The sequence below is a fragment of the Actinopolyspora mortivallis genome, assembly GCF_003001495.1.
Taxonomy (GTDB): Bacteria; Actinomycetota; Actinomycetes; order Mycobacteriales; family Pseudonocardiaceae; genus Actinopolyspora; species Actinopolyspora mortivallis_A.
Window position 1 is genome coordinate 28,341 of the sequence record NZ_PVSR01000018.1, and the last position, 25,176, is coordinate 53,516.

Annotated in this window: 18 protein-coding genes; 8 read left to right on the forward strand and 10 right to left on the reverse strand. The window is 66.2% G+C overall.

All coding sequences use genetic code 11. The features are described 5' to 3' along the window. The first annotated feature begins 116 nt into the window (after positions 1–116). Positions 117–1,082 (forward strand): CPBP family intramembrane glutamic endopeptidase, encoded by a 966-nt coding sequence (locus CEP50_RS11560; RefSeq protein WP_181188344.1) that lies wholly within the window; start codon positions 117–119, stop codon positions 1,080–1,082. Positions 1,083–2,008: 926 nt separating this feature from the next. Here CEP50_RS11560 and CEP50_RS11575 read toward each other — a convergent pair. The 3 genes from CEP50_RS11575 to CEP50_RS11585 form a co-directional block, all read right to left on the reverse strand. Beyond that, positions 2,009–5,767 carry a hypothetical protein gene (locus tag CEP50_RS11575; RefSeq protein ID WP_219905442.1) on the reverse strand — a complete coding sequence of 1,253 codons (3,759 nt, stop codon included), beginning with the start codon at positions 5,765–5,767 and terminating at the stop codon, positions 2,009–2,011. Between the two features lie 1,261 nt (positions 5,768–7,028). Beyond that, on the reverse strand, positions 7,029–7,508 hold the full coding sequence (locus tag CEP50_RS20905; protein WP_106113965.1) for a DUF2690 domain-containing protein: 480 nt from the start codon (positions 7,506–7,508) through the stop codon (positions 7,029–7,031). Positions 7,509–8,241: 733 nt separating this feature from the next. After that, entirely contained in the window at positions 8,242–10,347 is a 2,106-nt protein-coding gene (locus tag CEP50_RS11585; RefSeq protein ID WP_258175169.1) for a transglycosylase domain-containing protein, read from the reverse strand. Between the two features lie 374 nt (positions 10,348–10,721). Here CEP50_RS11585 and CEP50_RS11590 point away from each other — a divergent pair, with 374 nt between their 5' ends. Further along, the gene (locus tag CEP50_RS11590; RefSeq protein ID WP_106113967.1) at positions 10,722–11,099 is read left to right on the forward strand and encodes a hypothetical protein; all 378 of its coding nucleotides are present in this window, start codon (positions 10,722–10,724) and stop codon (positions 11,097–11,099) included. Positions 11,100–11,117: 18 nt separating this feature from the next. On the opposite strand, the gene CEP50_RS11595 is transcribed toward CEP50_RS11590, so the two are convergent. The 3 genes from CEP50_RS11595 to CEP50_RS11605 all read right to left on the reverse strand — a co-directional run bounded on the left by CEP50_RS11595 (position 11,118) and on the right by CEP50_RS11605 (position 13,628). Next, positions 11,118–11,549 carry a hypothetical protein gene (locus tag CEP50_RS11595; protein WP_106113968.1) on the reverse strand — a complete coding sequence of 144 codons (432 nt, stop codon included), beginning with the start codon at positions 11,547–11,549 and terminating at the stop codon, positions 11,118–11,120. Between the two features lie 33 nt (positions 11,550–11,582). After that, positions 11,583–12,779, reverse strand: a complete 1,197-nt coding sequence (locus CEP50_RS11600) for an MFS transporter (RefSeq protein WP_106113969.1) — start codon at positions 12,777–12,779, stop codon at positions 11,583–11,585. A gap of 165 nt (positions 12,780–12,944) precedes the next feature. After that, entirely contained in the window at positions 12,945–13,628 is a 684-nt protein-coding gene (locus CEP50_RS11605) for a GntR family transcriptional regulator (protein ID WP_106113970.1), read from the reverse strand. 159 nt (positions 13,629–13,787) lie between these two features. Here CEP50_RS11605 and CEP50_RS11610 point away from each other — a divergent pair, with 159 nt between their 5' ends. The 4 genes from CEP50_RS11610 (at position 13,788) to CEP50_RS11625 (ending at position 17,325) form a co-directional block, all read left to right on the forward strand. After that, the gene (locus CEP50_RS11610; RefSeq protein ID WP_106113971.1) at positions 13,788–15,005 is read left to right on the forward strand and encodes an NRAMP family divalent metal transporter; all 1,218 of its coding nucleotides are present in this window, start codon (positions 13,788–13,790) and stop codon (positions 15,003–15,005) included. Positions 15,006–15,077: 72 nt separating this feature from the next. Further along, positions 15,078–15,842, forward strand: coding sequence for a LamB/YcsF family protein (locus CEP50_RS11615; RefSeq protein ID WP_106113997.1), 765 nt, complete (start codon positions 15,078–15,080; stop codon positions 15,840–15,842). Continuing rightward, positions 15,839–16,450 carry a 5-oxoprolinase subunit B family protein gene (locus CEP50_RS11620; RefSeq protein ID WP_106113972.1) on the forward strand — a complete coding sequence of 204 codons (612 nt, stop codon included), beginning with the start codon at positions 15,839–15,841 and terminating at the stop codon, positions 16,448–16,450. Before CEP50_RS11615 ends, CEP50_RS11620 begins: the two co-directional genes overlap by 4 nt. Then, complete coding sequence (locus tag CEP50_RS11625) at positions 16,447–17,325, forward strand: 5-oxoprolinase subunit C family protein (protein ID WP_106113973.1); 879 nt, start codon at positions 16,447–16,449, stop codon at positions 17,323–17,325. The genes CEP50_RS11620 and CEP50_RS11625 overlap by 4 nt, the downstream gene beginning before the upstream one ends. On the opposite strand, the gene CEP50_RS11630 is transcribed toward CEP50_RS11625, so the two are convergent. Then, a complete protein-coding gene (locus CEP50_RS11630) occupies positions 17,318–18,103 on the reverse strand; it encodes a DUF6319 family protein (protein ID WP_106113974.1) in 786 nt (261 codons plus the stop codon). The genes CEP50_RS11625 and CEP50_RS11630 overlap by 8 nt on opposite strands. Before the next feature lie 160 nt (positions 18,104–18,263). Continuing rightward, positions 18,264–19,760, reverse strand: a complete 1,497-nt coding sequence (locus CEP50_RS11635; RefSeq protein ID WP_106113975.1) for a flavin-containing monooxygenase — start codon at positions 19,758–19,760, stop codon at positions 18,264–18,266. Positions 19,761–19,885: 125 nt separating this feature from the next. Here CEP50_RS11635 and CEP50_RS11640 point away from each other — a divergent pair, with 125 nt between their 5' ends. Continuing rightward, complete coding sequence (locus CEP50_RS11640) at positions 19,886–20,500, forward strand: TetR/AcrR family transcriptional regulator (protein ID WP_106113976.1); 615 nt, start codon at positions 19,886–19,888, stop codon at positions 20,498–20,500. Positions 20,501–20,671: 171 nt separating this feature from the next. Further along, a complete protein-coding gene (locus tag CEP50_RS11645) occupies positions 20,672–21,511 on the forward strand; it encodes a hypothetical protein (RefSeq protein WP_258175171.1) in 840 nt (279 codons plus the stop codon). A gap of 54 nt (positions 21,512–21,565) precedes the next feature. Here CEP50_RS11645 and CEP50_RS11650 read toward each other — a convergent pair whose 3' ends face one another. Together CEP50_RS11650 and CEP50_RS11655 are read right to left on the reverse strand one after the other, a co-directional pair. Continuing rightward, positions 21,566–23,788, reverse strand: coding sequence for a 3-hydroxyacyl-CoA dehydrogenase NAD-binding domain-containing protein (locus tag CEP50_RS11650; RefSeq protein ID WP_106113978.1), 2,223 nt, complete (start codon positions 23,786–23,788; stop codon positions 21,566–21,568). Between the two features lie 145 nt (positions 23,789–23,933). Then, positions 23,934–25,151, reverse strand: a complete 1,218-nt coding sequence (locus CEP50_RS11655; RefSeq protein WP_106113979.1) for an acetyl-CoA C-acetyltransferase — start codon at positions 25,149–25,151, stop codon at positions 23,934–23,936. Positions 25,152–25,176 lie beyond the last annotated feature (25 nt).

Below are 25,176 nucleotides of genomic sequence, written 5' to 3' on the forward strand. Positions count from 1 at the left end.
ATGAGCGATGGGGGCCCTCCGGGCCGCCGTCCGTGCTTCCACGGGCGGCGGCCCGCTTTCTTCTCCGGCCGGGCTCCTCGCCCCACGGGCGGCCGCGGTCTTGGCAGAATGTACGGATGAGATCCGAGTACGACCGAGTGGACGTTCGCGGCGTGGTCGGCTTCGTGCTGATCGCCTATGTTCCGGCGTGGCTGTTGACCCTTCCCCTGTGGCTCTCCGGCCAGGGACTGGGCTCGGGCTGGTTCCCGCCACTGCTGGTCGCGATGATGTTCATGCCGGGCGTGGCCGCGCTGGTGACCGAGCGGTGGATCAGTCCCCGGCGTCGGCCGCTGCGCGCGGTCGGCGTCACGCACCAGCGCGGAATCCGCGGGTGGTGGAGGTACGCACTGCTCGGCTGGATCGGCGCGCCGCTGGCCATGATGCTGGCTCTGGTGGTCGGCTGGGCGCTGACCGTCTACGACGCGCACTGGCTGGACCTCTCCGAGCTGTCGGGACAACTGCGGTTCACGCTGACCGAGGAGTCCCCCGACTCGACGGTGTCGGGCCTGGCGCTGCTGCTGGTGAACGTGTTCGTGTTCGGCTGGCTGAACGTCATCCCGGCAGTGGGGGAGGAACTGGGCTGGCGCGGCTATCTGACCAGGGCGTTGCTTCCGCTGGGACAACCCGGGGCCTTCCTGGTCACCGGTGTCCTCTGGGGACTGTGGCACGCACCGCTGCTGGTGCTGGGCTACAACTACCCGACGATCCCCGTGGTGGCCGCCTTCGCCATGATGATCGTGTTCTGCGGCCTGGTCGGTACCCTGCTGGGATGGTTGCGGCTGGCCTCCGGCAGCGTGTGGCCCGCCGTGATCGCCCACGGCTTCCTCAACGCCTCGGCGGTACTGCCCGGCGTCTTCCACGCACCCGACGAACCAGCGGTTTCCAACGTGTCGGTGGGCCTGCTCGGGTGGACCGGCTGGATCGTGCTGGCGCTGCTGATCCTGGTACTCGTCGCGTTGCAGCGCCTGCCGGTGCGGCTGCCCGCCCGCCGCGAGGACGAACCGGGCATCAGCCGCGGCGTTCGCCGGTTCCACCACACCTGAGTTCAGCCGTCCTTGTGTGCTCTGGCCGCACGCCGCCAGGCAGGAACAACTTCACTGGTAGTGGAGCTGTTGTGTTCGGCTTCGTGGGATCCGGCGTCCCTGCGGCCAGGATCCGTTCGGGAGGTGAGCGTGGTGCGGACTCGTAGTCAGCCGCAGAGGGTGGTGACGTGGGGTTCGGCTGCGTATCGGACGGCGAGTCCGTCGTAACGGCCGGCGACAGCACGGTGGTGTCTGAGCTGGTTGAGGCCGCGTTCCACGGCGTGGCGCTGTCGGTGGAAGGTGGTGGGGGACGCGGGGCGGTCTGGTCCGGTGGGCTCACGACCGTGACCGGGGCCCCGCGTCGCCGGGGGTAACATCGGTTGACCGCCGATGAGCCTCTTTGGCCGGACTCCGTTCGGAGCGGCCACGGGATGCCCACCTCGTCCTCGCTCCTCGGACAGCCTCCAGCGTCCGGTTCCCGGACAGGACACCGTCCCGTTGCCAACGACGGAACAGCTGACAGAGCGACTGTCAACGCCCGTACGGCTGCGGCGTATCCCGCCACTACCGGTCCGTGAGACCCTTCCGCCCAACACCCCCGATTGATCGAACGGCTCGCCAGCTGCGGTACACCGCCACCAAGAAACCGGGTAAGAACAAGGTCAGCATAAACCCGATTTCCAGATCCACAAGAGCGACGATGAGAACAGTTCCGATCATCTGCACACCGAGAAAAAACAACCGCAACCACAGGGGGCGCCAAGGAATGAACGCCAAAGCGATCCAAAATGCCATAACAGGCAAAACAATAACAATTATTACCGTGTAAATCATTTCTTCGTCATCGCCTCCCATTCTACGACATCTTCATCTCTCGAAGAGACCCTACCAAGAAAATAGCCCGCCGACGGCAGAGCGTCGACGGACTATTTACTAACCAGGAGTAATTAATCTCCTACCCCTCGACTACTATGGGAAGGACTCGGAGTCATATCAGGATTCGTGCAGAAGTGCATACTATCAGGATTGAGACCAGGCCTGGGGAACGGTCTTATACTCCAAGGGTTCTCGTTTCTGATCGGAGCTTCCTCCTTTTTCTTACAAGGGCCGTACGACGAGTTTTTGTGTATCCACTGTATATTGCTGAAGTAATCAAAATTTCCATGCATCAAAGGAGATTTTTCATTTCTAGCGTTGCCATCCTGATCCATAGCTTCCCCATTATGATAGAGGTAATGATCGGGCATCCAACTCGCACGGAGTATGGGATTATCCTCAATCCTTCTGATTGACCCGTCCGCACAGGCCCTGAAGTTCAGTTCCTGCCATATAGGAGGAGCAGCATTATACATGCTCGACTCCAAAAGAACCAATTTACCTCTGTCGAAAAACATTTCTCTGATGTTTTCTACGAGTTCCCAGACGCTTTGTGCGACCTCGGGGGTGTTCTGCAGTTTCTCGCTGAAATCGTACATGGCGTCGGTCGGCCCTTTTTTGCTGAGCAGGGTCCGGTATCCGATGCTGCCGCCGGCCACGGTACGGGCGGCGACACAGGTCGCTCCTAGCTGGTCACCGCTTCCCTGGAAGCTCGTCAACTTCGGAGCCTTGCCCGCGTAGGCGTAGGCACGTCCGGGGATGATCCCTTTCCGTAGCGGCCGCACCGTGGTGTATTCACCGTTGTGCTCATTGAGATCCTTGGCTCTGTAGCTGAGGTCGGGAAGGGAAACTCCGTACAGACCGTAGTCCTTGGCCACGGCTCTGATCAGTTCGAGCACGAAATGCGGCATGTGCGTGTCTGCTGTGCGATGACTGTAGTCTGCGTGCTCACTACCAGGAACTATTTTCCCGTTCTCCCCAGTGACGAAGGACACGGTCGCCTTCGTCTTTATCTTGTACCGACTGTCGTCGTCGAAACTGGCGGGTCTCCGATTAGAGCCCGGCCGGTCCTTGTAGGAGTTTGCGAACCCGATCCAACTTGCTATACTGTTTCCCGGCGGATGGTTTTTCGGATCCGTTCCCGCGGCTTTCACCTCGGCGCGCCAGTCCGCCACCACTTCTCCGACATTCGGTGTCAGACAGTCCCCGACCTCCGAGTCGCAGTTCTTCATCGACAGGACCTTGTCGGACATGGTCATGGCCCAATCATAGAGCTTTTTTCTATTTTTCAACGGGCCCCAATTGACTTTGGACTCAGGAACAGTCGTATCTATATTTTGGTCCTCATCGAATAGTGCGTCAGCTTCGATGGTCTCCTCGTGGTACTGACCGTCTATGGGGACGAAGGCCATCGCGTCGAACGCGATGTCATTTTCCCCCGTCCCGTAGGGGGTCTCCGAGCTGAGTGTAACTTCGGGAACCACTCCGTCGAACATGTAGGTGCCGATGGACACCCATCTGACGCCGTCCCCAGGTTGTCTGGTCACCTGCCCCTCGGGGCCGCGTGTGGCGTTGACCTGATACTTCGCCACCGGTGTGTGCGCCCCGTGGTCGGGCAGGGCCGCCAGGATTTTCATCGGTCCGCTGCGTTTGTGGTCCAGTCTCCAGGTTCCCGTCACCTCCATCTTTCCGTTCCAGGCCCCCGGCTTACGGGTGTGAGCGAACCAGAAGTGACCGCCGAATCCGGCCCCGATCTGATGGAAGTCGATCTTCGAGGGATAGTGGCCGCTCGAATCGCTGGCGAAGTCCAGGCTGAACTCACCCGCGTTGCTCCACGGGCGACCGCAGTTGGGTCTGACTGAGTCCACGGAGTCGGACACGTCGTCGACGACGAGCGTATTCTCCGGCAGAACGTTGAGATCGCACACGGGCGGATACTGGGTTCCATCGGGTTGCTCGGGATAGGTGGTGTCGAACCTGATGAACTCGTTACCGCAAGTGACATCGCAGTCCTTTTTCCACGTAGCCGGTTTGTGGAACCAACAGCGGTAGTCCTCCCGCTTACACGGTTTCTCCAGATTGGCGGGATCACAGGAGTTGCTCGAATCACAAAACAGCCGGATGGGCGGTTTGGAGTCGAACCGGTACTGCTTGCTGTTCCACCACGCGGCCCGGTAACCGGCCCCGTCGGCGTTCGCCAAAGGATGCCCGGCCCAACCGATCACCTTCTCCGGGTACGGCCAGTCCTGCGGGTGAGCCGCATCATGGTACGTGTCTTCGAGAAAAGGAAGCCGGTCGGAAGGATAGCGCGGGTTGATCGGATTATTGAACCAACCCACTCCCCACTGACCGCTCGGATGGTCTCCCTCCGGGTAGAAGCCGCTGTTGTAGGCCCACAGGGCGTAGAACCAGTTCTCTATTTTCGCGGGATCACCGTTGTTGATGGTCATCCCCGCGCGCCGTGTCGCGTTCCATTTCTTCTGCAGTATCTGCATCCCCGCGGCCAAGTTGGTCGCGTAGTCCAACGCCACCGCGCGCTGTTTCCGCATCGGCCACGCCTTCAGGTCGTCCGGTTTCTCCTGACCGGCCAAACGCATGTGATCGGTTACCTGGGACATTCCGTAGCCACAGTCGGCCTCGGAGAAGTCGATGTCCCAGTCGTTGTCAGGATTGTCGTCGTAGACATCCCGTCCGTAGTAGTTACCGATCAGCGGGTTACCCGTCACACCGGGCAAGGCGTGCCAACTGGCCTGGGACATGTTCGATTCCTGGGTCAGAACTCCCAGCATTATCTGAGCGGGGATCTCCCCTCCGCCTTCCAACGCGATGGGAGGGAACATCTCCTGTGGATCCCAGGACCGCAGGCCCGATCCCTTCCAGTCATCCGAGCGGGGCGGATGCAGGTCGTGCTGCACCGCCTGGTTGACCGCCCATTCGACCTGACGTGGAGTCGGTTGGTACACCTGCGTGTCGGGATCGTTGCGCGGAACGGAACAGGTCCTCCCCTGGTCGACGGGATCACTGGCGGAACCAGCCGCCATGGTGGACGGAGAGTTCCCCGGAGAAGCCAGCCCCAGTTCGGGATGCGGCGCACTGGCTTCCGTATCCGACGCGGACAGGGTTTCCGGACGCACCCGGAAATCCAGCTCGGCTCCGGTACGGAGCACCTTTGCCCGCATGCTCACCGGTTCGGTTCCTTCCGGTGCGGGCCGACTGGGGCCGTTCTTACCGATCCCCTTGCTCAACTCCGGCCCAGTGACCGCGATCTCTCCCGTGGTGGACGGCTTCGCTCCGGCGGGCACCGACAGCATCGTCACCGGCCCCGGCACGCTCCGAGCGGCCTTCGTCGACTGTCCGGTCACGAACACGGATCCGCCCTTGCCGGACCCGACTCGGATCTTTCCCAACTTCCCGCTGGCCACGGATTGCAGGGCCTCACCACTCCAACGGCGCACCCGAACACGCTCATTGTCCGCCGAACGCTGTTGGAACACGACACCACCCGCAGAGTCCGCACGCATACGGAACGGGACACTGTCCGTACGGGCGAGCTCGTGTTGGTCACCCGCCTTCCCGATCCGGAGCAACCGTGATCCGCGCGCGGCGACAATCCCCTGCGGCGTGGGCACCGCTGAGGTCACCTGCCCCTCAGTGACCACCGGAGACAGTTCCCCGTTGCTCGCATCCAGCCGGACCAAACGCGTTGTGCCGGTCTTCTCGTGCCCCTCCTGGGTAAGCACCACCTGTTCGCCCGGTCCACACCCGGGATTGAAGTAGGCCAGACTCGACCGCACCGGTATCTTGTCAACCGCTCCGGTAACCAGATTCACCACAGCAGTGAAAGCCCCTCGCTCCACAAGGGCCCGCTCATTGGTGAACGTACGTGGCGCATAGACCACGACAGCACGCCGACCGGATCCAGTCACACAGACATTACCGATCCAACGGTCCGACACAAGCCCCGGCTCCGATAGTGTCGCCACAGTCCGCCACGAATAACCTGACTCCGCCTCCGCCGTCAGAATATGAAACCCCGTGGAATCCCCCGAGGTCGTCCAGGCCATGTCCTCAGAAGAACGCCATCCCTTCCCCAGCACTTTATCCCGCTTACCGGGAACAATCATACTCCTGTCCGCAGGTGCTTTCTGCTGTGCACCGTTCGGTTCCTCTTGTTCCTCCTGGAGCCGCTGTGCCTGCGCCGGAGCGGTAATCAGCGCTGCGGACATCAAGGCCACGGACGCGACCGTGGCCAGTCTTCGTAATCTCAAAACATCCTCAAAAGCAAAAATTTTACTACAAAATAATAGAAACTATACAGTAGCAAGAAAACAAATCAACCAAAAAACTTCACAAAACAAAAACAGAATCAACGAAAGAACAATCCAAGAAAACTTACAACAAGAATCCTCCTAATCACCAAAACCGAAATAACAATACTTCTCAGTACGGCCGCCAAAAAGATCCGCTAGGAGCATAATAGCTACTCCGTTCAGAGTAGAAGCGTACGCACAATTGGGCCAGAGTAATCCCCCCCCGACAACAATTAGAAACCGATCAAAAAGAAAAGCTCTTACCATGATTCTCCAGAAGAGTTCGTTGGTGACTTCGGACGTAGTTCCGCATCCGATCCAGGAACGAACGATAGTCTTCTCAGAGACATTCGGCTGAGTGATCGGAACCAGTAAACGATACTTCCGGCGAGTGAAAGGTTCGTTATGGGTGCCAACACTGAATTTCCAGTGCTTAGACAGATCTTCGAACCTGTGCGGCAACCTGAAAACGAGTTCGCAGGTTCAGCGAACCGTTTGGTTGTTCTCCGGAGAAAACAACGAATGATCAACGCCCGGATTACGTCTCTAACAAGAGAATTCGGCAGGTATATAACGCGTATCAGCACAAGGAATCAAGCAGAACCTCTGGTGAGGCGTGCTTATTTTTGACGAAGCAACCTCACCAGAGGGTTCACTTAACAAATAATATACTACCGACCGAATATCATTCTAGGCAAATAAATAACCCGCCTGACGAGCATTCAAATCGGCTCAACTGAAAAATACTAAAACGTTTTTCGTGGCTTTCATGAATAAAAAACTAATGCCATTCCGAACAGTACCACTTACTCGTATCCGATCCACCTCCCGGCGAGGGGGTTCCATACCGTCCACAGACGCGTGTTTTGTCCCTATGCGCACCCATCATTGTCCATTGAGGGCCCGGCCACACCTGATGACTGGGGAAAGTGGTACTGAACGTGTAAGGTTCGTACTTCGACTCTGGCGGAATTCCATCCAGATTTACTGTATCTCCTTGCACGGAAGGACGTAGCATGCGGCCCCACGTAGCATCACACGAAGGAGAGTAACGTAACTGCCACTGTCGGCCGTTGGCGATTACACGGTCGATTGTACGTGCATCGGCAGAACAGCCCGTCGCTCTAGGATCTTTCCCTGTACAACTACCACCATAGCAGCTTGCCGCTGAAGCCGATCCCGCACCGATAAGACCGGTGAAAATTAAACAACACACGCCAAAAAAAGAAAAAACAGTCAGTAGTTTTAACTTATTATTCATAACGAGAAAAAACCTCCCTGTCGCGAACCCCTCCAACTTATCATGCAGCCTGGAGGGTGATCAACACTTTCTTCAATACAGCAAGATGCCCTGTTTGCTCTACTGGCAGAGGAAAAGGCCACCTCGGAAGGTGAGCACGGGACATGCTGCGTCGCGTAAATGTGGGTGATGACACAGTGGTCGAGCTCGAATTCTCGGTCCGCTTCGATGATCTGACCGGCGATCCCATACGACTAACGAACCCGTGTCCGCGGGCTGCTCACTCAGGTTCCCTCCACCCCGGAACGGGCACTCCGGGCCGAAAACTCCACATCGGTACCGCCCTCGTCGGGACGATCCGGTCGGTCCGGGACGAACAAACCGTCACCGTGACAAGCATCCGCACCGTGAAAACAGTGCTATCGAAACTGGTCGAGTGCCTGGAAACCAGGCTGTCCCACCGCACAACCACTCCCAACGAGGTCGACAGGATGCTGGAGCCACCTCCCCTTGCCGGACTCGGGAACCTCGATACCTGGCTCCACGTCAGGCTGCCCCCAGCAGGGTCTGTTACGAAAGCACAAAAGAGCCGAGACAAACCCCGAGACACCACCCGGAGTCGCCTCGCCCACCGCGAGGACGAACCGGGCATCAGCCGCGGCGTTCGCCGGTTCCACCACACCTGACTCGCCCCGGGCGAGCGCACTCTCCTCGACGTACCGGGCCCTGCCCGGGGGCAGGGCCCGGTGTCGGCTCAGTTCTTCCCGATGCTCGAGAGCTGCTCGACCGGCAGCCCCTCGTGGATCTTCTTCATCGCCGGATAGAAGGTCCGCGCCGGTATGGTGCCGCCGTAGAGGTTGCCCACCGTGTTGCCGCACTGGTACGGCGGTGCGCTGCCGTTGACGCAGATGCCGTCGTAGGGCGGGCCGTCGGCGTAGGTCATCACGGCAGCGGCCATCTGGGGCGTGGCTCCGACCAGCGCGGCCGAACGGTAGTTCTGCGTGGTTCCCGTCTTGGCCATCAGCGGGCGCTGCCAGCCGGCGGCCTCGGCGGCGGCGTGCGAGGTACCGCCCGCCTTGTGGTCGTCGGCCAGCCCCTGCGCCAGCCCGTGCGCCGTGCTCGGCGAGATCGCCTGCTCGCAGGGCTGTTCCTCGATCTCGACCGGATCGCCGTCGCGGTCGGTCATCGAACTCACCGGGCTCGGCGGGCACCACGTGCCACCACTGGCGATGGTGGCCATCACGTTGGACAGCTCCAGCACGCTCACCTTATGGACACCGAGCGTGAACGAACCCTGCTCGGACTGCTTGATGAACTGGGCGCGGGTGAGCTCCCCGTCCGGCGACGTCTCGCCTTCCTCGTCGACCTTCTGGGAGAGACTGTCCCGGAGCCCCATCTTCTTGGCCATGTCCACGGCGTTGTTCAGCCCGACCCGCTCCAGCAACCACACGAAGCCGGTGTTCGGGGAGGTGGCCAGGGCCTTCCGCAGACTCCTGCTGCCGGAGGAGACCCCCTCGGCGTTGTGCATGGTCCATTCCTGCCCGTGGCCGAACTCGTAGGTCGTGTAGGAGGACGGAACCGGAATGGTGTCCTCGGGGCTCCAGCCCTGCTGGATCGCCGCGGCGGCGGTGAAGATCTTGAACACCGAACCGGCGCCGAAACCAGCGACCCGGTTGGTGATGTTGTAGGCCGTCTGGCCCTTGCTGGCGTCGTTGCCGTAGTCGCGGTTGGCGACCAGGGCGCGGACCTTGTGGCTGTCCTTGCCGGGTTCCACGATCGCCATGGGGTTGGCGATGTTCTCGGAACGCTTGGGGACCTGGGCCTCGGCCGCCTCCTTCGCCGCCTCGGTGGCCTCCGGATCCATCGTGCTGTGGATGGTGTAGCCACCCCGTTCGAGCTCCCTGTCGCTGAAGCCGACGCGGTTGAGGTAGTTCCTCAGGTAGGTACAGAAGAAACCGTTGGTGGCACTTCCGCCCGCACTGATGCAGCTGCTCGGCGGACGTCCGAGCGGATCCAGCACCCCGAGCGGCTTGCTCTTCGCCCGTTCGGCGTCCTCCTCGGTGATGCGGATCTTGTTGCCCGGCTCGGTCATCCGGTCGATCACCAGGTCACGCCGTTCCTTGGCCGCCTCCGGGTTCAGGTTCGGGTTCAACGCCCCGGGAGCGTTGACCAGCGCGGCCAGCAGGGCAGACTGCGAGATGGTCAGCTTGTCCGGTGTGGTTCCGAAATAGGTTCGCGCCGCCGCCCCGATCCCGAAGGTCTGGTTGCCGAACGGCACCACGTTGAGATAGGCGGTCAGGATCTCCTTCTTGCTCATGGTGCGTTCCAGCTCCACCGCCAAGCGCGCCTCACGCAGCTTCCTGGCGATCGTGGTCTCCTTGGCCTCGTGGCGTTCCATGCCGGTGTCGGCCACGACGTGCACCAGGTAGTTCTTCACGTACTGCTGGGTGAGGGTGGAGGCGCCCTCCTCCACCGAACCGCTGCTGAGGTTGGTGGCCAGCGCACGCATGGTGCCCTGCCAGTCGACGCCGTTGTGGTCCCAGAAGCGCTTGTCCTCGACCGCGGTGATCGCGGCCTTCATGGTGTCCGAGATCTCGTCGGCGGACGTGGGAACCCGGTAGTCGTCGTAGAAGTAGGCGATCGGATCACCGTTGCGGTCCAGCACCTTGGTGGTCAACGGCATCCGCGCCTTCTGCAACGACTTGGACATCCGCGCCATCGCCGAGGAGGTCTGGTTCACCGCGGCACCGGCCCCGAGCGCGGCGGGCAGCATCAGACTGGCCACCAGCACCCCGGCGAGTACACAGAGTCCGAACAGTTTCAACAGCACGCCACCGCGCCGCACGCCAGCCCCAATCATGCTCGTGTCCACGGAGCAGAGCATCGACATCGGGGTTCGCAACGAACCACGTCTTCGTCACAGGCGAATCCGGAACCCCCGGGGGATCGTGGCGCCGGGTCGGACCGGACTCCGCGCCGATTCCCCCGTCGTCGCTCAACCACTTGATATCACACCCTCCCGCCCCCGGATTCCGCTGCGCCGGAACGACCGCACACCGGGTCACCGAAAAGTGATCGACATCACCGGAAAGGATACCGGGGATCGGCCTCGGGGGGAATGCTCCTTTCGGAGAACGACCAACACCGCGCACACGTCCGGATACACTCGCGGTACGAGACACCGCCCACAACGGACCGGGTCACCGGGCCGGTTCCCCGTCGGGAGGAAATCCCATGTCCGATCCCTTCCTGGAGTCCGTCGCCACCGCGCTCGCGGGGCAGGCCGCCGTCGCACTCGGCAGCGCGGGCAAGGCCGCGCTGGTCAAAGTGCGTGAGCTGCTGCGTAGAAAGTCCGAACAGGACCAGCGGGCACGGGCGGCGCTGGAGACCGTCGAGAACGACGCCCCGGAGCGGGCGGAGGTGGCCACGCTGGTCCGGCAGCTGCGCCTACTGGAGTCCGCCGACGAGGAGTTCTCCGGACGGCTGCGCGCGGAGGGCGCCCCGATCCACCGGGAGCTGAACGGGGGGACACACACGGTCACCAACCAGTTCTCCGGGGACGCGAAGAACGTGGTCCAGGGGGAACGGTTCGACAGGATCGAGTTCCACTGAGGACGGCGGTGCCGAGGATCACCGCGACCGTGCCGCCGCGTTGAGCTCGGCCAGGTAACGATTGTACTCGGCGAGCTCGGGATCCTCCTCCTCGGTGACGGGTGGGGCGGGCGGAGGCACCGGGGAGCGTCGGCGGGCACCTCCGGTTGTCCGTTCCGTGGCGTCCTCGCCGGCGGACTCGGAGTGTCCGGTCGCGCTCGGCACGGTGATCGACTCTCCCTGCCGGTGCAGTTCGGTGCCGTTGACCATCCGCACCACCTGGTACCACAGGAACAGCGCGAAACCACCGAACAACGGCCACTGCAGCGCGTAGCCGAGGTTCTGGAAACTGCCTCCCGCCTCGTGGGCACGTTCCCACTGCCACCAGCCCAGCCAGCCGGAGGCGACCACCGCCGCCAGGAACACCAGGTGCAGCAGCACCAGCCGTGGCGCGAACAACCTGCCCTTCACACGGCCATTGTAGGGTGGGCACGAGGTGACCGCTCACCTGTTCCGTCCACCGCGAGACGCGGGGGAGGTGGGAGTCACTGCCCGCCGTGCCCGACGCGCCACGTGCAGGGCGGCGGGAAAGCCCGCCGCGACGAGCGCGGCGCAGGTGAGGAACCCCGTGGGATACCCGCCCGCGGCCACCACGGCCCCCAAACCGGCCGAGCCGATCCCGTTGCCCGCGTCATAGGCGATGTTCCAGGCTGTGCTGGCCGCCCCGGCGGGAGCGCGCTCGAACATCAACACCAGCGCCGCGTTCTGCAACCCTCCGAAACCCGCTCCCACGCCGAAGGTCCCGAGCACGGCCAGCCAGCCGTTCCCGGTACTGCCGAGTGCGAGCGCGACCAACCCCACGGCCGCGACGGAGACGGCGGGCAGCAGGAGTCGGGCGGAACCGAACCGGTCACCGAGATGTCCGGCGACCCAGCGGAAACCGACCGTGGCCGCACCGAACGTCAGCAGACCCGCCGACCCCGCCCCGGATCCGACGGCCAGGGGCAGGAAGGCCACCAGCCCGCCGGCGGCCACCGAGACCGGTGTCATGGCCAGCCACGGCATCAGCAACCCCCTGGTCAGCGGCGTCCGGCCCTCGGGGGGACGGTCCCGGAACGGGGTGGTGGCCCGGCCGAGTCCCGCGGCGGCGGTCGCGGCGAGCGCGGGGACCACGGCGGCGATCCAGAAGAGCGGGACGAACCCCAGCAGTTCGGCCAGCCGCACCCCCACCGGCAGCATCACCGCGTGGGGTAGCCCGACCGCGAGTCCGTACAGTCCCGAAGCGCGGCCCCGGCGGTGGGCGGGCACGAGTTCGGCCACCAACGCGCTGCCCGTGACGGTGAGCAGCCCGAACCCGACGCCCCGCACCCCGGAGACCGCCAACAGGCCGGGAAGCGTCGTGAACAGTCCGAACAGCGGCGCGCCCGCTCCGAGCAGCAGCGTTCCGACGGCCAGCAGCGAGCGGGGCGAACGGGTGCGCAGCAACCACGGCATCATCAGCTGGGTCAACACCGTGACCAGCATGAAAACCCCGTTGGTCAGACCGGCTCCCGTCTCGCCCGCCCCGGACCGGACCGCCCACAGCGGCACCACCGGCAGCAGCAGCACGTAGCCGACGAAGGCTCCCGCGGTGACCACGAGCAGCGCGGCGAAGGAGCGGTCGTGGCCGGAACGGGCTCCGCGCTCGGTGGGAACGGACATCACTCTCCTCCGTCTCTGCCGGGGTTCCCGCAGTCCTGTGACACCGTGAGGGCTCGTCCCGGCGAGCCACGCGCGAAGACGACTCCCGAGGGGTGGCAGAACAGTTCCGCGGCGAGCCCACCGGAGTTCCCGACCGGGAGAACCGGCGGACACCCCGCAAGCGACTCAGTGCTCGGCGAGCAGCTGCTGTTCGGCCACGTCCAGGTACTCGTCGAGCCGGTCCCCGGCCGCCGCGTACTCCCCGCGCGCCACCAGCTCCGCGATCTCCCGGTTGCGGGCCAGGTAGGGCTGGTGGAACTCCCGCATCCGGGGCATCGCGTGGAAGGCCAGCCGCAGCTCCGCGAGCAGTTGCCGCATGGTCTCGTCGACCCGGGGGCTGCCCGCCAGCGCGGCCAGGGCCTGGTGGAAACGCATGTTCGCGGTGCCGACCTCGCGCCAGCTGTGCTGGGCCGCCGACCGCTCGCCCTCCTCGACCGCACGCTCGACCGCCTCCACACGGCTGCGGGGAACCTGCTGGGCCGCGCGCACCGCACCACACTCCAGCAGGCGACGTATCCGGTAGAGGTCGACCACGTCGGTCACGGAGAGCACGCGCACGAAGACTCCTCGGTGGAACTCGTGCACCAGCAGTCGCTCGTGCACCAGCAGCCGGAAGGCCTCCCGCAGCGTGTTCCTGGACACGGCGAGCGCCCGCCCCGCGTTCTCCTCGGACAGCCGGGTCCCCGGCGGGAGGTCCCCCTCCAGCAGTCGGCGGCGCAGCACGTCGGCCACCCGCTCCGCCGTGCTGGCGCGATCGAGCAGGGGCCGGTCGGAGGTGAGCAGTTCCTCCCAGGTGTCCGGGGTGTCCATCCACGCTCCAACCGGGTGTGCTCGCTGCCGGATCCACCGATCCCGTGCGGGACGTCCGCAGTGTATCTGGCCGTGAACGCTTCCCTCGTGGCAGGATTGTTCAACAATTCACTCGTTCGAGGACACCACGACCAAGAGGAACCGGGGTGACGGGGCACGATGGCCGAAGACGTCGCGAGAGCACGCGGGGCCGCCGTCGGCCGGGGCAGCCTGCTCGGAGCCGTCTTTCTCATGGCGACCAGCGCCATAGGACCGGGGTTCATCACCCAGACCACGGAGTTCACCGTGCGTCTCGGGGCCGCCTTCGCCTTCGCGATCCTGCTGTCGACCCTGTTGGACATCGCGGTCCAGCTCAACGTCTGGCGGATCATCGGCGTCTCCGGAATGCGGGCCCAGGACCTGGGGAACCGGGTGCTGCCCGGGCTGGGGTCGCTGATGGCCGCCCTGGTCGTCTTCGGCGGCCTGGTGTTCAACATCGGCAACATCGCCGGGGCGTCGCTGGGTCTGGACGCCCTGCTCGGTCTCGACGTCAAGATCGGAGGCGCGGTCTCGGCGCTGGTCGCCACAGCGATCTTCCTGAGCAGACGAGCCGGGATGGCCGTGGACCGCCTGGTGCTCGTACTCGGCGTCGTCATGATCGGACTGACCCTGTACGTGGCGCTGTCCTCCGCACCGCCGGTCGGAGAGGCACTGCGCCAGACCGTGCTGCCGCACCGGGTGGACTTCCTGGCGATCACCACCCTGCTCGGAGGCACGGTCGGCGGCTACATCACCTACGCGGGCGCGCACCGGCTCGTCGACGCCGGGATCACCGGACCGGAGTACACCGGGCACATCACGCGCAGCTCGGTCCTCTCGCTGCTGACGACCAGCGTGATGCGGGTGGTGCTGTTCCTGGCGCTGCTCGGTGTCGTGGCCGGAGGGGTGACGCTGTCCGGGACGAACCCGACCGCCGAGGCGTTCCGACACGCCGCGGGACCCGTGGGGGTGCGGCTGTTCGGGGTGATCCTGTGGTCGGCGGGCATCACCTCGGTCGTCGGTGCCGCCTACACCTCGGTCTCCTTCCTGAGCACGCTCTCCCCGAGGCTCCAACACCGTCGAACCGGGTTGGTCGTGGCCTTCATCGCGGTGTCGGCGGGAGCATTCCTGGTACTGGAACAGACCCCCGCCACCCTGCTGGTGCTCGCCGGGGCGCTGAACGGGCTGATCCTGCCCCTCGGATTCGGGGTACTGCTCTGGGTGGCCGCACGCCGCACGGACCTGCTCGGCGGCCACCGACACCCCCGCCCGCTGCTGGCCGTGGGGGTGCTGGCCTGGTTGTCGACGCTCTACATCGGGGTGAGCTCGGTGAACGGCTTGGCGGAGCTGTGGCACTGACCCGTGAAACCGAACAACCGGCAGCGCTCCGGAAAACCCGTCCGTTCGAATCACCGTGAAAGGATCCGCGTGATGGACCTCAACGCCGACCTGGCCGAGAGCTTCGGCCGATGGGAACTGGGCGACGACGAAGCACTGCTGAACATCGTCACCAGCGCGAACGTGGCCTGCGGCTTCCACGCCGGAGACCCCCGGGTGATCCGCCGGGCCTGCGCACACGCCGCCCGGAGCGGGGTGGCCGTGGGAGCGCAGGTGAGCTACCGGGACCTGGCTGGATTCGGGCGGCGCTTCGTCGACGTGGCCCCGGCCGAGCTCACCGACGAGGTGCTCTACCAGATCGGCGCCCTGGAAGCCCTCGCCCGGGTGGAGGGGACCCGGGTGCGCTACGTCAAACCGCACGGTGCCCTCTACAACGCGATCGTGAACCACCGGGAGCAGGCCGCCGCCGTGGTCGAGGCGGTACGTCGGTACGACCCGGGGCTGGCGGTGTTGGGGCTGCCCGGCTCGGAATGGCTGCGCCAGGCCGAGCAGGCCGGACTGCGCGTCCTCGTCGAGGCGTTCGCCGACCGGGCCTACACCCCGAACGGGACGCTGGTACCCCGCAGTGAGCCCCACGCGGTGCTCACCGACCCGGAACACATCGCCGAACGCTGCCTGCGCCTGGCACGGGCGGAGCCGGTCGAGGCCGTGGACGGCACCGGGATCACGGTGGCGGCCGACTCGATCTGCGTCCACGGCGACACCCCGGAGGCGATCACCATCGCCCGGCGGGTGCGGCAACGGTTGACCTCCGCAGGGGTCCCCCTGCGCAGCCCGCACGGGAGGGAGGCCGGATGAGGGTACTTCCCCTGGCCGACAGCGGTCTGCTGGTGGAGCTCGACGACCTCGACAGCGTGCACGGGCTCTACACGGCGCTGCGGCACCAGCGGATTCCCGGGGTGGTCAACCTCGTTCCGGCCGCGCGCACCCTGCTGTTGCAGTTGGACCCACGCCACGCCGATCCCGAGGAGATCGAACGCCTGGTCCGGCGAACCCCTGTCGAACCGGGCGGACTCGCCACGGAGGAGTTGCTGCGGATTCCCGTCGTCTACGACGGTGCGGACCTCGCGGAGGTGGCGGCCCTGACGGGACTGACCGAACGCGGGGTGGTCGAGGAGCACACCGGCACCGAGTGGAGGGTGGCCTTCGGCGGGTTCGCCCCCGGCTTCGGCTACCTGACCGGAGGTTCGGCCCGGTTGGAGGTGCCGCGGCGCAGCGAGTCCCGCACACGGGTTCCCCGGGGGGCCGTGGGGCTGGCCGGGAGTTTCAGCGGTGTCTACCCGCGAAGCTCGCCGGGAGGATGGCAGCTGATCGGACACACCGATCTGGAGATCTGGCGACCGGACCGGAAGCCTCCGGCCCTGCTGCGCCCCGGCGTCCGCGTCCGTTTCGAGGAGGCCGGTTGACCGAACTGCGGATACTCACCACCGGGCCGCTGACCACCGTGCAGGACCTGGGACGCACCGGAGCGGCCCACATCGGCGTCGGCGTCTCGGGAGCGGCGGACCGGGGATCGTTCCGGCTGGCCAACAGGCTGGTCGGCAATCCGGAGGAGTACGCGGGCCTGGAGATCACCCTCGGGGGGCTGAGCCTGCGGGCCGACCACCCCCTCACCGTGGCCCTCACCGGGGCGGACTGCCCGCTCACCGTCAACGACTGTGCGGCGGCCCCGAACGCCGTGCTGCGCGTTCCCGCCGGAGGGGTCCTCACCGTCGGCACACCGTCCCACGGGGCGCGTGGTTACCTGGCGATACGCGGCGGGGTGGACGTGGATCCGGTGCTGGACTCGCGCGCCACGGACACGCTGTCCGGGCTGGGACCGCCCCCGGTGCGTCCCGGGGACGTACTGCCGGTGGGGCCGCCGCCCCCGGAGTTCCCGCTCGTGGACACGGCCCCGGTCCCGTCTCCCCCCGAGGGGGATCTTGTGCTCACGGTGACGCCCGGACCCCGTGCCGACTGGTTCACCGGGGAGGCGCTGGCCACGCTGCTCGGGGCGGGCTACCGGGTCACCCCGGAAAGCGACCGGGTGGGGATGCGGTTGGACGGTCCCCCCTTGGAACGCCGCCACGGCGGGGAACTGCCCAGCGAGGGCATGGTCGCCGGGGCGTTGCAGGTCCCCCCGTCGGGGAGGCCCACGTTGTTCCTGGCCGACCACCCGGTCACCGGGGGCTATCCCGTCATCGCCGTGCTCCGCTCCGCCGAGGTGGACCGTGCCGCCCAGGCCCGCCCCGGACAGCGCCTGTGGTTCCGGGCCGAACGAGGTCGCGGACCGCTCAGCTGAGCTCCTCCAGCCTGCGCTGGGCCTCCTCCAGCTCACGCTGCAACTGCTCGACCCGGGCCCGTTGGTGTTCCCGCTCCGCCTCCAGCAGGGGCTCCACGGCGGCGGCCACGTCCTCGTGCAGGGCCTTCGCCGCCTGCCCCACGGCGGAGGCGGGAACCTCGGTGGGGCGCAGCACCCGTTTCTTGCCGTTGCTGACCTCGACGGTCCACGTGCCCTCGGTGCCCGCCGTCAGGGTCACCGTCGCCCCCGAGGGACGTCGGTTCGCGGAGCGGGTCGAGGTTCCGCCGCGCGAGGTGGTGGAGCGCTTCGTGCCCGCCTCCTCCGGGTTCCGTCCCTCGGAGGAGGTTCCGCCGCGCTCGTCGGTCCCCTTCGTCCGCCGCGAGGTGGACGCGGACGTGGAGGTGGAGCCCCGCGAACCGTCCGCCCGGGAGGCTGTTCCGCGCGGGGTCTCCGCCGACGAGGAGCTCTCCGCCTTCGCGGAACCGGATCCCTTCCGGGAGGTGCCCTTCCCGGCCGTCGCGGACTCCCCGCGCTTGCGCGCGGGTTTGTCCAGGGTCACCTCGGCCGCGGAGAAGGAGAGCACGTCCTTGGAACCGGCCGGACGCACCTGGAGGAACTCCCCCTCGGCGGGTTCCTCCATGGAGACGACCTTGCCGGAACGGCCCGGATCCACTCCCACCGCCGAGGCGGTGAACCAGACCGTCGGCGTGGTTCCGTTATCCAGTTCCGCGCGGAGACCGCGAATCTGCTCGGACGACAGTGCACGGGCCTCGGACATCGGGCCTCCCCCGAGTGGACAACGGCATGCGCCCCGCACCGCGCGGGAACGGACCCCGTGGACTCGCTCGGAGAGGGTCGCCCGTTCGCGACGCGCGGGCGCACCGGCGTGGGTTCACACGAACTGACCAAGGCAGCCTATCGAACGTACGTGCGAATGCTCAACGCGCCCCCGCGCGCTGGATCTCGTAGTCCCTGGGATCGGCCTTGCGTGTCTCCCACCAGTAGTTCCAGGTGAACCCGGGCCACAGGGTCCGGTTCACCCCGTTGGCGTCCAGGTACCAGCTCTGGCAGCCCCCGGCGGACCACACCGCTCCCTTCAGCTTGGACTGGATCCGCGCGTTGAACTCGTCCTGGGCCGACTGCCGCACGTCGGCCTGGGTGAACTCCCCGCGCAGCAGTGGCCGCAGGATGCTGAGCACGTAGTTGATCTGGGACTCGATCATGAAGACCACGGAGTTGTGTCCGAGACCGGTGTTGGGACCGAGCAGGAAGTACAGGTTGGGGAACCCGGAGACCGTGATCCCCTTGTGCGCCTCCATGCCGTCCTTCCAGGCCTCCTGGAGTTTGCGCCCGCCGCGTCCCACGATCGACAGGTGGTCGAAGGCGTCGGTGACGTGGAATCCGGTTCCGAAGATGATCGCGTCCACCGGGTGTTCGACCCCGTTGCCGTCGACCACGGAGTTCTCGCGCACCTCGCTGACACCGCTGGTGTTGAGGTCCACGTTGGACTGGTTCAGCGTCGGGTAGAAGTCGCTGGAGAGCAGGATCCTCTTGCACCCCATGGCGTAGTCCGGGGTGACCGCCTCACGGATCCTCCTGTCCTTGACCTGCTTGCGGATGAAGCGTTTGGCCAGCCACTGCGAGACGCGTTGCAGGCGCGGTTCGCGCAACACCGCCACCGAACGCACTTCGAGGGTCATGTAGATGGCGAAACGCACCGCGCGCTGCAACAGGGGCACCCGCCGGAAGGCCTTCCGCAGCCGTTCCGGCAGGGGGCGGTCCGGCTTGGGCTGGATCCACGGCGGGGTGCGCTGGAACAGGTTCAGCTTCGCCGCCTGCTGGGCCACCCTGGGGACGAACTGGATGGCGCTGGCGCCGGTGCCGACCACGGCGACGCGTTTGCCCGTCAGGTCGTAGTCGTGGTTCCACTCGGCGGAGTGGAAGGCCTCTCCCCGGAACCTCTCCATCCCCGGCAGGTCGGGGTAGTTCGGCAGGTGCAGGGCGCCCACCCCCGACACCAGGGCCCTGGCCACGTACTCGTCACCATCGGCGGTGAACACGTGCCAGGCGTGGTTGTCCTCGTCCCACTCGGCGCCGGTGAACTCGACGCCGTAGTGGATGTGCTCCTCCACCCCGTACTTCTCGGCGCAGTGGCGCAGATAGTCCTCGATCTCGCCCTGCTCGGCGAACATCCTCGACCAGTCGGGGTTCTGTTCGAAGGAGAAGGAGTACATCAGCGAGGGGACGTCACAGGCGCAGCCGGGATAGGTGTTGTCCCGCCACGTCCCGCCGAGATCCCACGACTTCTCCAACAGTACGAAGTCGGAGATCCCCTCCTTCTTCAGCCGGATGGCGGTGCCGAGACCGGAGAAACCACTCCCGACGATGACGACGGAGGTGCTGTGCCCACGCTGTTCCCGCTGTCGCTTGACCATCCCCCGGTGCCTCCCTAATCGAGCGGAGTGATCTTACTAACCAGTAGGCTACTACTAGTAGGGTTACTTACGGTAGGGTGAATTTCGTGAAGATTGCGCAGCGGGCCACCTCCGGTCGCAAACGAATGTCCCGGGCCGAGCGGGAGCAGCAGATCCTCGGCGTCGCCGAGGAGGTCTTCGCCGCCCGGGGGTACCAGGCCACCTCCATGGACGACATCGCCCGGCGGGTCGGCCTGTCCAAACCGATGCTCTACGAGTACTTCGGCTCCAAGGAGGGACTGCTGCTGGCCTGTCTGGAGCGGGTCAGGCGGGAGCTGCTGGAGTGCACCTCCGCCGCGGCGGCAAACGCCGTCGGCCCCGAACAACAGCTCCACGACGGTCTGCTCGCCTTCTTCCGCTTCGGCGAGGAGCACAAGCAGTCCTGGGCACTGCTGCGCACCGAGTCGGCGGTGGTCAGGGCGGGACTGGACACCGAGCTGGAGGGGTTCCGCACCCAGCAGGCCGAGTTCACCGAGCAGATGCTGCGCGTCACACTGCCGAACACCGACCCGGCCCGGCTGGAGGCCTTCGCGGAGGCGATCATAGGAGCCTGCGAGCGGATGGCGCTGTGGCGGGAGAACCGTCCCGAGATCACCCCGGAGAGGGTGACCGAGCACCTGATGGCCCTGATCTGGCCGAGCCTGTCCGCGGAGGTGGCCGCCGCGGAGCGCGTGCACACCACCTCACACGATCAGGGGTAAGAGGCGAAGGTCGACTCAAGATCAATCTCGGTGTTTCCGATGCGGTCGCGTAGGTCGATTGTCACGCACGGATCCCCGGTACCTGCCGAGACGCTGCCGGCGTGTCAACGACCGAGCCCGTGAACTCGGATTCAAGGAGTACTGATCTTGCGCCCCTGGACCACGCGCACGTTGAACGCTGTTGTTGTGGCCGCGGGGTTCGCCGCAGTCGGGGCGGGAACGGCCGCGGCCGATTCCTCCGACCCCACGACGTCGGACCTCGCCAAGCCGGACCTGTCCCAGGTCCCCGACGAGATCTCCTTCACCGCTCCGGTGGATGCCTGCCGTGACCCCGGCGTTCCCGGTCGGGAGAAGATGCCCTGCGCGGACACCACGGTGAGCGTGAAGACCCCGAACCTCTTCAAGGAGGTCGGCAAGGAGATCACCAGGACCTCCCACGGCCTGGCCAACGAGGTGCGCGACGAGGAGCCCGTCCTGGAGTCCGGTGAGGCCACCAGGCTGATCGGCCAGGTCGGCGGAACCACGAGCCGGCTCCAGCAGATGACCAAGACCCGCCCCGAGGTGGGAGTCAACGTCGAACCCGGCTACACCGGCGTCGTGGACGACGGAAACGGCCGGGCCGAACTGCTGGACGCGAAGGTGGGCCCGCGCGGGGAGACCCACGAGGGCATGTCCACGCTGGACACGGCTGTGGACGCCACCGTGGCCGAGGGCTACCAGGCCAAACCGCTGACCAACCCGGTGGGCGCACTGGCCAAGGCCCTCACCGAGTCACCGCTGAACGCCTCGGACAACCCGGTCGAACTCCCCGAGGTGGAGCACGTGGTTCCCGCCACGAAGCAGGTGCCGACCGTGCGCAGGCTGGACGACAACCCCTCCGAGGCCGTCCGCGACGCCATCACCGGCGTGGTGGAGAACCCCTCGAAGACCCTGTCCGTGGGACAGGGCACCAGCCTCGCCCGGACCCTTCCGGTCGGTGACGTGCTCCGCGCTCCCCGACAGGCGGGCTGAACGAACCCCGGGCGCGGAGTCCGGCTCCGCGCCCGGATCCGTCCGCGGCGGGACTCACGCCGCCACGGCCGTGACCACCTCGGGATCCGGCTCACCGACGTCGAAGACCTCACCGGACTCGGCCCTGGACACCAGCGAGGCCGGTGGCTCGAACCGGTCACCGTAGCGGGTCGCCAACTGCCTGGCCCGTTCGACGAAGCCGCGCAGTCCTCCCGGGTAACCGTTCATGTACTGCACCACCCCGCCGGTGGCCGGAGGGAATCCGATCCCGAACACCGATCCGATGTTGGCGTCCGGCACCGAGGTGAGCACCCCCTCGTCCAGACACCGCACGGTCTCCAGGGCCTGCACGAACAGCAGGCGTTCCTTGAGGTCGGTGAACGGGATCTCCTCCGGGGGGAGGCTGCCCGCTCCGAAGTGCGAGCCGAGTCCGCTCCACAGCCCCAGCCGTTGTCCGTCCTCGTCGTACTCGTAGAAACCCGCCCCCGAGGAGCGGCCCTTGCGTCCGAACTCCTCGACCATCCGGTCGAGCACCGGGTCGGCGGGGTGGTCCCGCCAGGTTCCCCCGGCCGCCTCGACGGCCTTCCTGGTCTCCTCCCGGATCTTGCGCGGCAGGGTCAGGGTGAGCTCGTCGAACAGTTGCAGCACCGGCGCGGGGAAACCGGCCTGGGCGGAGGCCTGTTCGATCGAGGCGGCGGGCACTCCCTCACCCAGCATCGCGACCCCCTCGTTCAGGAAGGTTCCGATGACCCTGCTGGTGAAGAAACCCCTGCTGTCCTGCACCACGATCGGGGTCTTGTTGATCTGCCGCACCACGTCGAACGCCCTGGCCAGTGCGTGATCGCTGGTGTGCTCACCACGAATGATCTCGACCAGCGGCATCTTGTCCACCGGCGAGAAGAAGTGCAGCCCGATGAAGTCCTCCCGCCGCCGCACTCCTTCCGCGAGTTCGGTGATGGGCAGCGTGGAGGTGTTGGAGGCGATCAGGGCGTCGGCCTCGATCCACTCCTCGGCCTCGGCGTACACCCGGTGCTTGACCTCGGGGTCCTCGAAGACGGCCTCGATCACGAGATCGCAGCCGGCCAGGTCCTCACCGCGGTCGGTCGGGGTGATCCGGGCCAGCACCTCGTCCCGTTTGGCCTCGGTGATCCGCCCCTTGCCGAGGTCCTTCTCCAGCACTCGGGCCGAGTACTCCCTGCCCTTCTCCGCGGCGGAGCGGGAGACGTCCTTGAGCACCACCTCCATGCCGGACCGGGCGCAGACGTAGGCGATGCCCGCGCCCATCATCCCCCCGCCGAGCACGGCGACCCTGCTCGCCGACCACTGCGGCTGGCCGTCCGGCCTGCTGCCACCGGAGTTGACGTGTTCGAGGTCGAAGAAGAAGGCCTTGCTCATGTTCTTGGAGGTCTGCCCGCAGACCAGCTCCACGAAGTAGCGTCCCTCGATCTCGAGGGCGGTGTCCACATCGACCTGGGCGCCTTCCACGGCCGCGCAGAGGATGTTCTTCGGCGCGGGGAGATCGGCTCCCTTGAGTTGCTTGCGCAGGTTGGCGGGGAAGGCGGGCAGGTTCGCGGCGAACTTGGGGTCGGAGGGAGTGCCGCCGGGGATCCGGAATCCCTTCCTGTCCCAGGGCTGCGAGGCCTGGGGGTTCTCCCGGATCCACTCCTTGGCCCGCCGCATCAGGGAGTCGGTGTCCTCGACGAGCTCGTCGATCAGCCCGACCTCGTGGGCCTTGCCCGGCCGCATCCGCTGCCCCTGGGTGAGCACTCCGAGCAGCGCGTCGGCGATCCCGAGCATCCGCACGGTGCGCACCACACCACCGGCCCCGGGCAGCAGTCCCAGACTGACCTCGGGAAAGCCGAAACGCGCCTTCGGGTCGTTCAACGCCACCCGGTGGTGGCAGCCGAGCGCGATCTCCAGTCCACCGCCGAGGGCCGTTCCGTTCAGCGCGGCCACCACCGGAACACCGAGGGTTTCCAGCCTGCGCAGCTGCTGTTTGGCCCGGGTGCTCGTCTCGGCCGCCCGTTCGGCGTTCTCCGGACGCGCCCTGATCAGCTCGTGCAGGTCACCCCCGGCGAAGAAGGTGCTCTTGGCCGAGGTGACCACCACGCCGGAGAGGCGGTCCCGCTCGTCCTCCAGGCGTCGTACCGTCTCCTCCATGGAGCGCAGGTAGCGCTCGTTCATGGTGTTGGCCTGCTGCTCGGGGTCGTCGAGGGTGAGTACCACGACACCGTCGGCGTCGGGCTCGTCCCAGCGGATGGTGCTCTGTTCGCTCATGTGGTTCGTCCTTCACAGACTGCGGGATGGGCGGGTTCGCGCCGGGCCGGGCGGGGGCACACCGCCTGCGGGCGACCGGGGTGTCCGACGGGGACCGTCGTGGCGGAAAGCTCCGCCGCTGCCCGGCGGGAGTGAGGGGTGCCGGTCACTCGCTGACGCGTTCGACGACGGTGGCGATGCCCATGCCTCCCCCGATGCACAGCGTCGCCAGCCCGTAGCGCAGGCCACGGCGTTCGAGTTCGTCGATCAGGGTGCCGAGGATCATCGCGCCGGTGGCCCCGAGCGGGTGCCCCATGGCGATGGCTCCGCCGTTGACGTTGACCTTCTCGTGCGGGACCCCGAAGTCCCGCATGAACTTCAGCGGCACGGCGGCGAAGGCCTCGTTGATCTCGACCAGGTCGATGTCGTCGATCCCCAGTTCCGCCTTGTCCAGTGCCTTGCGCACCGCGGGTCCGGGGCCGGTGAGCATGATGGTCGGGTCCGCCCCGCTGAGCGCCGCGGAGACGACCCGGGCTCGCGGTCGCATTCCGGACCGCTCGCCGAAGTCCGCACTGCCGACCAGGGTGAGCGCGGCCCCGTCGACGATCCCGGAGGAGTTGCCGGGAGTGTGCACGTGGTTGATCCGCTCGACCCAGTGGTACTTCTGCAGGGCGACCGCGTCGAAACCGCCCATGTCCCCGATACCCGCGAAGGAGGGTTCCAGCTCCCCCAGAGCCTCCACCGTGGTGCTCGGACGCACGTGTTCGTCACGGTCGAGCACCGTCCTGCCGTTGCGGTCGGTCACCGGCACCACCGAGCGGGAGAAGCGGCCGTCCGCCCAGGCCTTGGCCGCACGGGTCTGCGACTCCGCGGCGAAGGCGTCCACGGTCTCCCGGTCGAAGCCCTCGAGGGTGGCGATCAGGTCGGCTCCGATGCCCTGGGGGACGAAGGAGGTCTCCAGATTGGTCTCGGGATCCATCGCCCAGGCACCTCCGTCCGTGCCCATGGGGGTCCGGGACATGGACTCGACCCCTCCGGCCAGCACGGCGTCCTCCCAGCCGGAGCGCACCTTCTGCGCGGCGGTGTTGACCGCCTCCAGGCCGGAGGCGCAGAAGCGGTTGAGCTGGACACCGCTGACGGTCTCGGGCAGTCCGGCGGCGAGCGCGGCCGACTTGGCGATGTCCCCGCCCTGGTCTCCTATCGGAGTGACCACACCGAGCACCAGGTCGTCCAGTACCTCCGGATCCACGTTCGGGTGACGGCGACGCAGTTCCTCCACCAGTCCGACCACGAGACTGATGGGTTTGGTCCCGTACAACGCACCGGATTTCTTGCCGCGACCGCGCGGAGTGCGGATCGCGTCGTAGACAAACGCCTCGGACATGTGTGGGGGGCCTCCTCGTTGTGAC

What these genes read in the sequence shown, in the direction of transcription:
- CEP50_RS11560 (WP_181188344.1), top strand. Translation starts at nt 117, where the DNA reads ATGAGATCCGAGTACGACCGAGTGGACGTTCGCGGCGTGGTCGGCTTC.
- CEP50_RS20905 (WP_106113965.1), bottom strand. Translation starts at nt 7,508, where the DNA reads ATGAATAATAAGTTAAAACTACTGACTGTTTTTTCTTTTTTTGGCGTG.
- CEP50_RS11585 (WP_258175169.1), bottom strand. Translation starts at nt 10,347, where the DNA reads ATGATTGGGGCTGGCGTGCGGCGCGGTGGCGTGCTGTTGAAACTGTTC.
- CEP50_RS11590 (WP_106113967.1), top strand. Translation starts at nt 10,722, where the DNA reads ATGTCCGATCCCTTCCTGGAGTCCGTCGCCACCGCGCTCGCGGGGCAG.
- CEP50_RS11600 (WP_106113969.1), bottom strand. Translation starts at nt 12,779, where the DNA reads ATGTCCGTTCCCACCGAGCGCGGAGCCCGTTCCGGCCACGACCGCTCC.
- CEP50_RS11605 (WP_106113970.1), bottom strand. Translation starts at nt 13,628, where the DNA reads ATGGACACCCCGGACACCTGGGAGGAACTGCTCACCTCCGACCGGCCC.
- CEP50_RS11610 (WP_106113971.1), top strand. Translation starts at nt 13,788, where the DNA reads ATGGCCGAAGACGTCGCGAGAGCACGCGGGGCCGCCGTCGGCCGGGGC.
- CEP50_RS11615 (WP_106113997.1), top strand. Translation starts at nt 15,078, where the DNA reads ATGGACCTCAACGCCGACCTGGCCGAGAGCTTCGGCCGATGGGAACTG.
- CEP50_RS11620 (WP_106113972.1), top strand. Translation starts at nt 15,839, where the DNA reads ATGAGGGTACTTCCCCTGGCCGACAGCGGTCTGCTGGTGGAGCTCGAC.
- CEP50_RS11630 (WP_106113974.1), bottom strand. Translation starts at nt 18,103, where the DNA reads ATGTCCGAGGCCCGTGCACTGTCGTCCGAGCAGATTCGCGGTCTCCGC.
- CEP50_RS11635 (WP_106113975.1), bottom strand. Translation starts at nt 19,760, where the DNA reads ATGGTCAAGCGACAGCGGGAACAGCGTGGGCACAGCACCTCCGTCGTC.
- CEP50_RS11640 (WP_106113976.1), top strand. Translation starts at nt 19,886, where the DNA reads ATGTCCCGGGCCGAGCGGGAGCAGCAGATCCTCGGCGTCGCCGAGGAG.
- CEP50_RS11650 (WP_106113978.1), bottom strand. Translation starts at nt 23,788, where the DNA reads ATGAGCGAACAGAGCACCATCCGCTGGGACGAGCCCGACGCCGACGGT.
- CEP50_RS11655 (WP_106113979.1), bottom strand. Translation starts at nt 25,151, where the DNA reads ATGTCCGAGGCGTTTGTCTACGACGCGATCCGCACTCCGCGCGGTCGC.